The sequence below is a fragment of the Bacterioplanoides sp. SCSIO 12839 genome (assembly GCF_024397975.1).
Classification (GTDB): domain Bacteria; phylum Pseudomonadota; class Gammaproteobacteria; order Pseudomonadales; family Oceanobacteraceae; genus Bacterioplanoides.
Genome location: NZ_CP073745.1, coordinates 1,328,164 through 1,341,343, shown reverse-complemented (window position 1 = coordinate 1,341,343; position 13,180 = coordinate 1,328,164). Strand labels below are relative to the sequence as shown.

General features: G+C 46.7%; 13 protein-coding genes. All 13 read right to left on the bottom strand.

What is annotated here, in order from left to right; translation table 11 throughout:
* Positions 1-94: 94 nt before the first annotated feature.
* The 13 genes from KFF03_RS17720 to KFF03_RS06190 all read right to left on the bottom strand — a co-directional run bounded on the left by KFF03_RS17720 (position 95) and on the right by KFF03_RS06190 (position 13,179).
* The gene (locus tag KFF03_RS17720) at positions 95-262 is read right to left on the bottom strand and encodes a hypothetical protein (RefSeq protein WP_370647458.1); all 168 of its coding nucleotides are present in this window, start codon (positions 260-262) and stop codon (positions 95-97) included.
* A 115-nt stretch (positions 263-377) separates the two neighbouring features.
* Positions 378-878: a transcription termination/antitermination NusG family protein gene (locus KFF03_RS06245; RefSeq protein WP_255859789.1), complete on the bottom strand. Its 501-nt coding sequence runs from the start codon at positions 876-878 to the stop codon at positions 378-380.
* A 2-nt stretch (positions 879-880) separates the two neighbouring features.
* Complete coding sequence (gene pyrF, locus KFF03_RS06240; protein WP_255859787.1) at positions 881-1,582, bottom strand: orotidine-5'-phosphate decarboxylase; 702 nt, start codon at positions 1,580-1,582, stop codon at positions 881-883.
* Positions 1,579-2,754, bottom strand: coding sequence for a tetratricopeptide repeat protein (locus KFF03_RS06235; protein WP_255859785.1), 1,176 nt, complete (start codon positions 2,752-2,754; stop codon positions 1,579-1,581). Before KFF03_RS06235 ends, pyrF begins: the two co-directional genes overlap by 4 nt.
* Before the next feature lie 6 nt (positions 2,755-2,760).
* The gene (locus KFF03_RS06230; RefSeq protein WP_255859783.1) at positions 2,761-3,042 is read right to left on the bottom strand and encodes a lipopolysaccharide assembly protein LapA domain-containing protein; all 282 of its coding nucleotides are present in this window, start codon (positions 3,040-3,042) and stop codon (positions 2,761-2,763) included.
* A gap of 26 nt (positions 3,043-3,068) precedes the next feature.
* Positions 3,069-3,362 (bottom strand): integration host factor subunit beta, encoded by a 294-nt coding sequence (gene ihfB, locus KFF03_RS06225; RefSeq protein WP_255860850.1) that lies wholly within the window; start codon positions 3,360-3,362, stop codon positions 3,069-3,071.
* 175 nt (positions 3,363-3,537) lie between these two features.
* Positions 3,538-5,214 carry a 30S ribosomal protein S1 gene (rpsA, locus tag KFF03_RS06220; protein ID WP_255860848.1) on the bottom strand — a complete coding sequence of 559 codons (1,677 nt, stop codon included), beginning with the start codon at positions 5,212-5,214 and terminating at the stop codon, positions 3,538-3,540.
* A gap of 234 nt (positions 5,215-5,448) precedes the next feature.
* A complete protein-coding gene (gene cmk / locus KFF03_RS06215) occupies positions 5,449-6,138 on the bottom strand; it encodes a (d)CMP kinase (protein ID WP_255859781.1) in 690 nt (229 codons plus the stop codon).
* 2 nt (positions 6,139-6,140) lie between these two features.
* A complete protein-coding gene (locus KFF03_RS06210) occupies positions 6,141-8,417 on the bottom strand; it encodes a bifunctional prephenate dehydrogenase/3-phosphoshikimate 1-carboxyvinyltransferase (RefSeq protein ID WP_255859779.1) in 2,277 nt (758 codons plus the stop codon).
* The gene (hisC, locus tag KFF03_RS06205) at positions 8,418-9,551 is read right to left on the bottom strand and encodes a histidinol-phosphate transaminase (protein ID WP_255859777.1); all 1,134 of its coding nucleotides are present in this window, start codon (positions 9,549-9,551) and stop codon (positions 8,418-8,420) included.
* Positions 9,552-9,572: 21 nt separating this feature from the next.
* Positions 9,573-10,685 carry a prephenate dehydratase gene (gene pheA, locus KFF03_RS06200; protein ID WP_255859767.1) on the bottom strand — a complete coding sequence of 371 codons (1,113 nt, stop codon included), beginning with the start codon at positions 10,683-10,685 and terminating at the stop codon, positions 9,573-9,575.
* Positions 10,686-10,963: 278 nt separating this feature from the next.
* The gene (serC, locus tag KFF03_RS06195; RefSeq protein WP_255859765.1) at positions 10,964-12,046 is read right to left on the bottom strand and encodes a 3-phosphoserine/phosphohydroxythreonine transaminase; all 1,083 of its coding nucleotides are present in this window, start codon (positions 12,044-12,046) and stop codon (positions 10,964-10,966) included.
* A 14-nt stretch (positions 12,047-12,060) separates the two neighbouring features.
* On the bottom strand, positions 12,061-13,179 hold the full coding sequence (locus KFF03_RS06190; protein ID WP_255859751.1) for a Wzz/FepE/Etk N-terminal domain-containing protein: 1,119 nt from the start codon (positions 13,177-13,179) through the stop codon (positions 12,061-12,063).
* Position 13,180 lies beyond the last annotated feature (1 nt).

Genomic DNA, 13,180 nt, shown 5'->3' with positions numbered 1-13,180 from the left:
TTCTACGTCGTAATCAGAGAGAGTAGTAGCCACTACATAATCAGCACTTTCACAAGCTTGTTGCTTATCCAAAGCAGCAACGAAATTTAGTTCTTTATTTTCTAAGAGATTGCTGTTTTTTATCAACTATGAGCAATTGCTTATTATTCAGCAACTCAACCTTTTCTTCAAGCAAGTCGAGCGCTACAACGTCATCATGCTGTGCAAGCAACATTGCATTAGATGGGCCAACATAACCAGTAACAGCATTAGCTATTTTCATTCTTAAATTTCATTAAAAGTCAAAGGTAACCATCAATTCAACAAGCACGCTACCGCCCTAAGGTTCGTCGCGCTCTATCCCTGTTGTCGCATCACAATTCAGATTATCAGAAACTCTATGCCGAGAGCTGTGTCAGCTCTACTACGAGCTCCCGCTGCTGATCTAATAAATTCAGCAATACGATCGCTCGTTTTTCACCATCGTATTCTTTGAATAACGCTAAATAGTCTTTAAAAGGGCCTGTGTTAATACGCACCTGCTGATCAACGTCAAAAACTTCTTCTGACAGCCCTTTGAAACAATGACTTCTCAAGCTATCAATTAGCGCCTGATATACAACCACCGGATTCACACCAAAGCGTAATAGCATACGTGCACCTGGTGTAGAGCGTACTTTATTCAGTAAAGGAGAGTCGCTTCTAGACTTTAAAAACAGGTAGCCAGGAAACATAACTTCCTGTTCTTCACTCAAAACGCCAGAACGGATTTTTTGGACTTGCAGATAAGGAAGGAACACTTCCCCTCCCTGCTCATGCAGGTGGTGAAGCGCCCTCTTTTCCTGACGTGGTTTTGTTAGCACCACATACCAACTCTCCGTCACAGCAACACCAGACACAATCAATTTCCAGCTAAGCTCTCCAGGATATTTCTACAAGCAACACCAGGATTTCCAGCCTGAGTAATCGGCCTGCCTATCACCATATAATCTACCCCAGCTTTAACTGCTTGCTCAGGCGTTAATACACGACGTTGGTCACCCTGATCAGAACCAGCCGGGCGAATTCCAGGAGTGACTGTTAAGAAACCCGGCGAACAATTATTGCGAATTAATTCAACTTCCTGTGCAGAACAAACGACCCCATCAAGGCCGGAACTTTCTGTTAGAAGAGCAAGGCGGCGCACCTGCTCCTGTGGATCTAAATTCAGACCAATTTCAACCAAATCATTTTGCTCCATTGACGTCAGAACAGTAACGCCAATTAATAACGGCTGATGTGCCTTCTTATCGATTTCGTTGCGAGCCGCCTCCATCATACGGCGACCACCAGATGCATGCACATTGACCATCCACACACCTAAGTCAGCGGCAACACCAACTGCTTTAGCGCACGTATTTGGAATATCATGGAACTTAAGATCGAGAAAGACATCAAAGCCTAGAGCATGCAATTCTTCGACAACAGCAGGCCCGGAGGCAGTGAATAATTCTTTACCGACTTTCACTCGGCATAGAGCAGGGTCGAGCTGTTGAGCCATAGCAACAGCTTGCTCTTTGGTAGGGAAGTCCAGTGCAACCACCACCGGGGATTTTGTACTCATATATCCATCTTCGTATTAGCTGGCAGCGAATGAAATGAACCAATGGTTGCCCAATCCTTACAGCTGGGGCAGCGCCAATGCGATTCTTCCGCCTTAAAGCCACAGTTTTTACAAATAAACTTAGGCTCATTATCTACAATTCGGCGGAGAATATCATAGAGGGTAAATAACTGCGACTTATCGAGCTGTTGTTTGTGCTGCACTACCATTTCAATCAGTGCAAAAAATCCCGAGTTAGAAGGTTGGTTTTTAAGCTCCGCCAGTAATGCGGAAATGCCTGCACCACCACCATCGCGCTCAGCCATGCATTGCACTTTAGCAACCAGCGCGGGGACGTAATGACTCTCATGCCAATGCTTCCCTAAGTGATTTAACAGACCCTCAGGATCATCCAGCTCCTTAAAAGCTCTGATCATTTTGTCCAACAAACTGATCAATGCTTGCGGATCAATTTCAACCGCTTTCAGGTAACAACGAATCGCCTCATGATACTCTTGATGGCCATACGCCATATTACCCGAGACAACAAATGAACGAGCACAACCGGGATCAATTTTTAGCGCCTGACGGCAGAGTTTCTGCGCCTGGAGGTAATCTGATGAACTAACAGCCTCCTCTGCCAACTCACATACCGCATGAGAAACTCGCTTACTCAAATGAAATGTTAGGTGCAGTTTTTTCTCGACATGAAGATTGTAAATTTCTTGCCACTCACCTTCATCCTCATAGAGCTCAACCAGATGACGTGAAGCATGCTCTTTAACCCTGCCTTTCGCGTCTAATAATTCAAGATACAAACGCTCTGCACGATCCAACAAGCCAGCATGTGAGAAGTCAATCGCCAGCTCTAATTCAAGGGTTTGCAAGATATGTTTTGATAGATCCGTTCGGGCAAACAGTGATTGATGCAAATGAATTGCACGATCCACCTCGCCTTTATCACGAAGGGTTTTACCCAGCTTAAGAAACAGGTCGACAGAATCGTCATCCAGCTGAGATAAATTTAATAAACGCTCAAGAGAAACATCGCCTGCTTGAGCCAGCAATGCCTCAACACTAGGCAGCCAATTATCAGGCGTTTGTTTTTTTCCCTGTTTTGCAAAGCGATAACCTAGCGTCCAACCAATAGCTACGCCTAACAACAACAGCACATAGATCAGTGCAGAGTCCATAATAAATCAGCTAACTCTTTCAAGGCGCCGCTTCACCTCTTCAAGCTCCTTCTGCAATTTGCGCATCTTGAGTCTTTGAGCTGCATTCGAGAAGCTCCCTAACAGCCAAACAAATAGCACCCCAACAGAAAAAACAAGCCCACTCCAAAGAGCAATTGAAATCGTTACCTGAGCCCCCACCAGAAAATTAATTGTAACCTGCTGATTATTGTAGGCAGCAAAAGCAATGGCATACCCCAATAGCATCAAACAAATCAAAATAATGAACATTAATTTCAGCTGTTTCATTAAAAGCATCTACCATTCAATGGGAATCAGTCATCATCAAGGCTGTCATTCACCTGATCACGCAATTCCTTACCAGGCTTGAAGTGCGGCACAAACTTGCCTTTGAGATCGACGGTCTCACCTGTTTTTGGATTTCGGCCCACTCGTGGCGCACGATAGTGCAATGAGAAACTACCAAAACCACGAATCTCAATACGCTCGCCAGAAGACAACGTCTGGGACATATGATCAAGCAGGGTCTTAACCGCAAGCTCAACGTCTTTCGACGATAACTGAGGCTGTCGCGATACAATTTTTTCAATTAATTCAGATTTTGTCACAGTCATTCCCTCCTTGAGAACGTGCTTGTAGCGTTATCATGACAATAAACCTAGCTAAATCATGCAGTTAGGTGATTTCTTTTGCAACCCTATATGTTCAATTAATAATCAGTTTATTCATTCAGCCATAAAAAAACCCGCCAAAAGGCGGGTTTTTCTTAAGGAAGATGAACAATTACTTGTTCAGCTGTTCCTTGATCAGGTCACCGATAGTGGTAGGACCAGATACTTCAGCATCAGCCTTCGCACGCTGCTCTTTCAGAGCCGCTTTGTCAGCTGCATCGTCTTTCGCTTTAACAGACAGTGCCAAAGTACGGTTTTTACGATCAACAACAGAGATGACAGCTTCAATGCTGTCACCTTCATTCAGAACGTTACGCGCGTCTTCAACACGGTCACGACTGATGTCAGATGCTTTCAGTACGGCCTCAACACCTTCAGCCAGCTCAACGGTAGCGGCTTTAGCATCTACAGCAATAACTTTACCAGTTACCAGAGCACCCTTGTCGTTCTCAGCAACGAACTCGGAGAACGGATCGCTTTCCAGTTGCTTAACGCCCAGGGAGATACGCTCGCGCTCAGGATCGATAGACAGGATAACAGTTTCCAGCTCATCGCCTTTCTTGTAGTTACGAACGGCGTCTTCGCCGCTGTCGTTCCAAGAGATGTCAGACAGGTGAACCAGACCGTCGATACCACCATCCAGACCAATGAAGATACCGAAGTCAGTGATTGACTTGATCTTACCGCTGATCTTGTCGCCTTTGTTGAACTTAGTACCGAACTCTTCCCATGGGTTCATGGTGCACTGCTTGATACCCAGAGAAATACGACGACGCTCTTCGTCGATATCCAGAACCATCACTTCTACTTCGTCGCCCAGTTGAACAACTTTGCTTGGGTGAATGTTCTTGTTAGTCCAATCCATTTCAGAAACGTGAACCAGACCTTCAACACCTTCTTCCAGCTCTGCGAAACAGCCGTAGTCAGTCAGGTTAGTAACGCGCGCTTTCACACGTGCGTTTTCTGGGTAACGCTCATTGATGTTAACCCATGGATCATCACCCAGTTGCTTCAGACCCAGAGATACACGGTTACGCTCACGGTCGAACTTCAGAACTTTAACGTCGATTTCGTCACCAACAGCAACAATTTCGCTTGGGTGCTTGATACGTTTCCACGCCATGTCAGTGATGTGCAGCAGGCCGTCAACACCACCCAGATCTACGAATGCACCGTAGTCGGTCAGATTCTTAACGATACCCTTAACAGACTGACCTTCTTGCAGGTTAGCCAGCAGCTCTTCACGCTCTTGAGAGTTCGCAGCTTCCAGAACAGCACGACGAGAAACAACAACGTTGTTACGCTTAGCGTCCAGCTTGATTACTTTGAATTCCAGCTCTTTGCCTTCCAGGTGCAGAGTGTCACGTACCGGACGTACGTCAACCAAAGAACCTGGCAGGAATGCACGGATGTTTTTCAGGTCAACAGTGAAACCACCTTTAACCTTACCGTTGATAATACCGGTAATAACTTCATCCGCTTCGAATACTTTTTCCAGCTCTTTCCAGCTTTCAGCACGCTTAGCTTTTTCACGAGACAGTTTGGTCTCACCGAAGCCATCTTCAACCGCTTCCAGAGAAACCTGAGTTTCGTCGCCGATAGCAACTTCTAACTCGCCTTTTTCGTTCAGGAACTGGCTGCGTGGGATAACCGCTTCAGACTTCAGGCCAGAGTTTACTGTTACCCAGTCGCTGTCGATATCAACAACAGTACCAGTAACAATAGAACCAGGCTGCATATCCAGTTCTTTTAAGGATTCTTCAAATAGTTCAGCAAAGCTTTCGCTCATGGTCATGATATATACCTATCTCGTTACGCGTGCTTCGAACTTGACCTTTGTTGATTAACGGTCAGGAAGCCGAAGTTAACGCTTGCCGGATAGCCAGTTATCCGGGGTTAGTTTATTTTCAAAACAAAACACTGTTGAGCCAGTCTTCAGCGATGTTTCTGCTTGTGACTGCATGGCCCACTGGCCAGTGTTCTATTTCAATCTCAGAGTACGCTGCTCTGAATACACACTTACTCAGGTCAATCCGGCTTTATTCACCAGATCCAGTACCTGATTGCAGACTTCTTCAATGCTCATAGAAGTACTGTCAATAACAGTGGCATCGTCGGCAGGCTTCAGGGGAGCCACAGCACGGTTGCTGTCTCGCTCATCCCGGGCACGTATGTCTTCGATAAGGGCGGGCAAACTAGCATCAAAGCCCTTCTCAGTCAACTGTTTATAACGGCGCTGGCCACGCTCTTCAGCACTGGCGGTCAGAAAGACTTTTACCTGCGCCTGAGGAAATACCACGGTGCCCATATCACGACCATCAGCAATCACACCCGGCAAAGCCTGAAAGTCACGCTGGCGCTGTAATAATGCCGCACGAACCTCAGACAAGGCCGCCACCTGAGACGCCAGACTACCCACCTCTTCGGTGCGGATCTGGTCAGTCACATCATCACCTTCCAGAATCACCTTGACACCTATTGGAGTGGGCTCAAAACGCACATCCAGATTAGCCGCGACGCCTGCAACAGCTGACTCATCATCAAGCGCAAGGCCTTTGCGGTCAGACGCCAGACCCGTAATTCGATACAAAGCGCCACTATCTAACAGCTGCCAATTCAGTTCCTGAGCTAAACGAGCACAAACAGTACCTTTACCGGCACCCGACGGACCATCAACGGTAATTACGGGTGCATCTGGATTTACAACAGCCACAATTACACCTCTTCCACAGTCAGATTCATACCTGCGCCATTAGCCAGCTCAACAAAATTCGGGAAGGACGTTGCCACATTGGCACAATCCAGAATATTGATTGGCGCTTCGCTACCACGCAGAGAAGCAACTGCAAAGCTCATGGCAATACGGTGATCGTGGTGAGTCACGATCTCTCCGCCGCCAAAGATGGCTTCAGAGCAAAAACCCTGACCACCTTTTCCAACAATCACGGCACCATCTTCAGTGCCTTTTGCATCAATGCCCAACGTGACCAGGCCATCGACCATGGCCTGAATACGATCACTTTCTTTAACGCGTAATTCTTCTGCCCCGGTCAGAACGGTTTCACCTTCGGCACAGGCAGCAGCAATAAACAACGCCGGGAATTCATCAATCGCCAGCGGCACCTGATCTTCCGGAATATGGATACCTTTCAGCTGAGCACTCTGAATACGGATATCCGCCACCGGCTCACCGCCCACTTCGCGCTCATTCAATACTTCCAAGTTGCCACCCATGGCTTTCAGAATATTGATCACACCAATACGGGTTGGGTTAATGCCCACGTGCTCCAACGTAATGTCTGAGCCCTGCATAATGCTGGCAGCCACCATAAAGAAAGCCGCAGAAGAGATATCAGACGGCACATCGATATTAGTCGCGGTTAGTTCACCACCGGCCTTTAAAGAAACCGTAGAGCCTTTCACCTGAACATCGTAACCAAAGCCTTTTAACATACGCTCTGTGTGATCACGAGTTGGCGCCGGTTCAGTCACAGAGGTTTCGCCTTCGGCATACAAACCTGCCAGCAGCACGCAGCTTTTGACCTGAGCACTGGCCATGGGCAGATCGTAATGAATGCCTTTCAGAGACGAACCATTTTCGCTCAGCTCACTGCCTCTAATAATAAGAGGCGGTCGACCATTTTCAGCGGTTTCGACAATGGCACCCATTGCTTTTAATGGATTCGCAACACGACCCATCGGACGCTTGGACAGTGACTCATCACCACTCATTTCAACATCAAACTTCTGACCTGCCATCAGGCCGGACAACAAACGAATGGTGGTACCCGAGTTGCCAACATATAGCGCATTGGGTGGTGCCTGCAGACCATGCAAACCAACACCATGAATAGTCACGCGACCACGATGTGGCCCCTCAATAACCACACCCATATCACGGAATGCCTGCAACGTTGCCAGAGCATCTTCCCCTTCGAGAAAGCCGGTCACTTCGGTTGTGCCGTTCGCCAGCGAGCCCAGCATAATTGAGCGGTGAGAAATGGATTTATCCCCGGGCACTCGGAAGCTGCCGGATAACGCCTTACCCGGAAGGGCACGGTAAATAATAGATGTCGCTTTCATAGGTTCCACATAGGCCCTGCGGGCGAGTATTTTTGAGAAGTGGTCACGCGCTACTTTGGCCCGGGTCAGAACCCCCATTACCTGAGTGGTATCATCTTCCTCGATAGCCTGGCGCAAAAATTTGAGATCGTGCTGAAATAAATCCAGCGTTTTTAAAATCTGGCCTTTATTGGCAGAAAAAATATCCCGCCACATTACCGGGCTGCTGGCTGCAATGCGGGTAAAGTCGCGAAAGCCGCCAGCCGCGTAATTAAAGATTTCTTTATTTTCATGACTGTTCGCCAGTGTATCAACCAGCGAATAAGCCAATAAATGAGGCAAGTGACTGGTCGCAGCCAGCACCTCATCATGGTGTTCCACCGCCATATATTCCACATCGGCACCCACCGCACACCAGGCATTACGCACTAACGCCAACGCCTGATGAGACGTATGGTTTTCCGGGGTAATAATGACCTTATGGTTGAGATACAGATATTCATCCGCAGCGGTAACACCACTGCGTTCGGAGCCTGCAATCGGATGACCAAGGACAAAACGATTAAAGTCAGCACCAAAGATTTTCGCGGCAGAAGCAGCCACCGAACCTTTAACCGAACCTACGTCGGTTAACACGGTATTTTCTCCAATAACCGGAGCAATGGCTGCCAGCACCGAATCAACTGCCAGAATAGGTACAGAGACAATCACCAGATCAGCACCACGCACAACCTGTTGAATATCCTCATCGTACGAATCAATAATGCCGTGCTGTTGCGCCAGCTGCATGGAATCCAGATTACGATCATAACCAGACACTTGTTGAACACAGCCACGTAATCGCAAGCCTTTAACCCAGGAGCAACCAATCAGGCCCAGGCCAATAACTGCAATTTTGTTAATATGAAAGTCTGTAGCGGCTTTATTCAATTAATCACCTGATTCGCCTAATTGAGCCAACACTTTTTCTAAAGCAGCAATAAAGGCCTGATTTTCTTTTTCAATACCGATCGAAACGCGTAGATATTCCGGCATTTCATAGTTAGCTACCGGGCGAACAATCACCCCCTCTTGCAGAAGGCCGCTATTCACCGCCATGGCATTAATACCTGCAGGCATTTTCACACTGATAAAGTTACCCACTGACGGAATAAAATCGAGACCGAGCCGGTTAAATTCATTCTCAAGGTAAGCCATACCGCTATTATTCACGGCGATGCTTTTGGCAACGTACTCTTCATCCAACATGGCAGCTTTTGCAGCAGCCAGTGCAAAGGAATTCACGTTAAACGGTGGACGCACGCGATTCAGTAAGTCAGCAATTTCCGGGCTGGATACACCATAACCCACACGCATTGACGCTAAGCCATACGCTTTAGAGAAAGTACGGGTCACCACCAGATTTGGATACTGATTTAACAGTGCCAATCCATTCGGATAGTCATTCTCATCAACATACTCAAAGTACGCTTCGTCGAGCAATACCAGAACACGCTCAGGTACTTTATCCAGAAACGTAATCAGCTCGTCTTTTTTAATCCAGGTGCCGGTAGGATTATTGGGATTAGTGACAAACACGATACGGGTTTTATCGTTAATAGCTGCCAGCATAGCGTCCAGGTCGTGGGCAAAATTCTTTGCCGGAGCAGCAACGGTTTCTGCACCTACCATTTTGGCGACCAAACCATAGATGGCAAACGCATGCTGCGAAACAACCACATTATCGCCATCATTCACAAACACACGAGTGATGAAATCCAAAATATCGGACGAACCATTACCCAGTGTGATTTGCTCTGGCTGGATATTCAGCTTTTCACATAAAACTTTTTTTAGCTCAAAACCAGCGCCATCTGGGTAACGAGTTAATTCTTCCAGCTCACCCTGAATTGCCGCCAGCGCCTTAGGACTAGGACCGACCGGATTTTCGTTACTGGCTAATTTAACGATGTCTTTTTCGTTTAAACCTAATTCACGCGCCAGTTCATCAATTGGCTTACCCGGCTGATATGGGCGCAAACCCTGAACACCTTCAACCGCCAGGCTTTTGTAATCTGTAGTCATAATTTAAAGCACCGCTTCTATTTAGAGTACCGCTTTTGGGTAAGAGCCCAGACATTTAAAATCGACAGAGATATTGCGCAGGTTTTCCAACACTGGCGCAATATGAGCGTCGTCTGCATGGCCCTCAAAATCAATAAAGAACACGTAATTCCAGGTACCGGATTCAGAAGGTCGACTTTCAATACGCGTCATGCTGATGCCGGCCTGATGGAATGGCTCAAGCACCTGATACAGAGCCCCGGGCTGGTTGCGACTAGATACCAGAATCGAGGTTTTGTCTTCACCGGAAGCCATGGTTTTTTGCGGACCAATAATCAGGAAACGCGTGGTGTTATCCGGGCGATCTTCGATCTTGGCATTTTTCATCACCAGATCGTACAGCTCAGCCGCAGCCTCTGAAGCAATTGCCGCCGCACCTTCTTCCTGCGCAGCGCGCCTTGCCGCTTCGGCGTTGGAGCTCACCGGAATGCGCTCTACGTTTGGATAATTCTGATCCAACCATAAACGGCATTGACCAAGTGACTGGGCATGGGAATAAATCCGTTGAATATTCTGTTCTACTTCGCTCTCTTTGACCAAGAGGTGATGATGTATACGCAAAGCGACTTCACCACAAATATTCAGGTTCGAGTGAACAAAGGTGTCTAAGGTGTGTGTAACAACACCTTCAGTAGAATTTTCTACCGGCACCACACCGTAATTGGCATTACCGCTTTCAACTTCACGAAACACATCAGCAATAGAAACCTGCCCTGCAGTTTGCACCGCGTGGCCAAAGTGCTTTACCGCCGCTTGCTGAGTAAAGGTGCCTTCAGGGCCAAGGTAAGCAACATTTAATGGTTCTTCTAACGCTAAGCACTGAGACATGATCTCACGGAACAAACGCGCCATGGATTCATCGGCCAATGGGCCTTCGTTGCGATCCATCACCTTGCGTAACACCTGAGCTTCGCGTTCAGGACGGTAAAACACCACATGCTCACCAGGAGCTGCGTATTTTTGCTTCACCTCAGCGACTTCCTGAGCGCAGCGAGCGCGCTCATTAATCAGCTTATGGATTTCTTTATCCAGGCTATCGATTTTATTACGTAAAACCTCAAGTTCCTGCGCTTCACCTATGGCCGTTTCGCTCATGCGGTTACAAACCCCCATTGAAGCGAAAAGTGAGCTATTTTTCAGAACAGCAACAGGGATGTTGCGTGCTCATCGCAGGATGCAGGAACGCTCCTTGCGATGTGTGTGCCGAAAGATAGCCGACTTTCCGCCGGTAATTATCAGATAAACAATCGAGAGCAAGATACTTTTTCAGCCGCCGCATAGATAGGCCATCCCTAGCCTTCTACGCTACCGCGACATCCTGTCGCTGCTTTTGAAAAAGTATCTAACTCTCGATTTTAATTATTACTAAAAAACTACGAGTTCTTCTCAGCAAATTCAGCCATAAATTCAATTAACGCATCCACGCCCGCTTCCGGTACTGCGTTATAAATACTGGCGCGCATACCGCCCACACTGCGATGCCCCGCCAGGTTTAATAAACCTGCCGCTTCACTTTCTGCCAGGAAGGTTTTATCCAGCGCATCATCTTTCAGCGTGAAAGGTACATTCATGATAGAGCGATTGTTTTTAGCAACCGGGTTAGCATAAAAGCCACTGCCATCAATGTAGTCGTACAGTTTCTGAGCTTTATGCTGGTTAACTTCAGCCATAGCAGCAACGCCACCCTGCTCTTTTAACCATTCAAACACCAGACCCGCCAGATACCAGCTGTAGCTTGGTGGCGTGTTGTACATAGAGCCATTATCCGCAGCAACCGTGTAATTAAACATGGTTGGCGTGCCATCAATTGTTTCACCTAATAAATCTTCGCGAATAATGACTACACACAGACCAGCAGGGCCGATATTTTTCTGAGCACCGGCGTAAATCATGCCGAATTTAGAAACATCCACTTCCTCCGACAGAATCGCTGAAGAGAAATCTGCCACCAGCGGTACATCACCCGTTTCAGGAATGTAATCGAACTTCACGCCACCAATGGTTTCATTCGGACAGTAATGAACGTAAGCCGCATCAGCGGATAAATTTAGCTCACCCTGTTCTGGTGCAGAAGTAAATTTATTGCCTTCAGTCGTCGCTGCAATATTGACGTCGCAATAACGTTTGGCTTCAGCAATCGCTTTTTTAGACCATTGACCGGTATTGATGTAGTCAGCTTTCGACTTGCCGCGTAGCAGGTTCATCGGAATCATCGCGAACTGACTGCTGGCACCGCCCTGCATAAACAGAACTTTGTAGTTATCTGGAATCTGCATTAAGTCGCGCAGATCCTGCTCGGCTTTTTCAGCAACAGAAACAAACTCTTTGCTACGGTGGCTCATTTCCATAATGGACAAGCCCTTGCCATGCCAATCAGCCATTTCCTGCTGAGCGCGCTCTAAAACGGCCGTTGGCAAAGCCGCCGGGCCTGCACAAAAATTAAATGCTCGGGTCATGTTATAATCCAGGCTTAAGATAATTTACGTTCTTCAATCAGTTTTTTGCGCTCACGACGGCGGACATTCGCTGCTGCAATCAAAGCAAACACAGAACCAGCTATCAGGCCAACCACCGCACCTAGTACAACAATTAACTTTTTACGGGGTTTAATCGGCGACAAAGGCACGACTGCACTCTGGTCTATTTCCACAAAGCTCACTTTTTGCCAATCAATTTGAGTTTCATTAACAACATCAATCTTCTGCAGCAATTCAGGCAAGCCTTTGATATAGGCATCCTCACTTCCTGATTCACGCTGCTTAAGCAATGACAACTCAGAACGCAAGGTCTTTTCACCCATCATAAATAGTGGTGGCTGACTACCCACAGAAACACGATCACCATTATAAAGTGGCTTCTGCTGGTTAATCGAAGCTGCAATATCTGCAGCTTCCGCCAGAGTTAACATTCGCCGTGTTTTATCAGCCTGATAAGCGAATCTCATTTGATCAGCATCAACTTGCCATTGTGCTAACTGAGTATTAACTCGCATTTCAACATCATTTTGAGCTTGTTGTTTGTAACGTTGCAAGACATATTCAGCAAACTGATTTAAAACTCTGGCAGATAGCTCTGCATCCGATAGCTCAAACGTTACTTCAAGTGATATATCTTGATCACCTTTTCCTGGATCCCTATATTCCAAAAGTTCAATAAACTTTTTTAAATTTTGAGATTTAGAAAAGCGCTCAGAATAAATCAGGCGCATTAGATCTGGGTTATTCTGATCCAGTAAAAATGAATAAAAGTCACTTAAAATCGCTGCAGACATAAAAGTGTTACGAACATTTTTAAAAGCTTGGCCTGGTGACATAAAAGCGTTCAAAGTTGTTCCATTACCAGAGAGCTCCACACCAAGAACCTCTTCAAGAACTGGTTTATTAAGCTCAAGCAAAGCAGCTTCATTGACTTCCTTAATAACCAGCTCAGTCTTATAAATAGGTGTTACAAGCAATGCATAAGCTATCGCTACAGCAGAGAAGAGCGTTGCGGTACCCACAACCCAAAACCATTTTTCCTTCAGGTCATCAAAAAGGTCAAAAAAATCGATTTCATCATCGCGTTCAAAGTTATTATTTACAGACTCCATT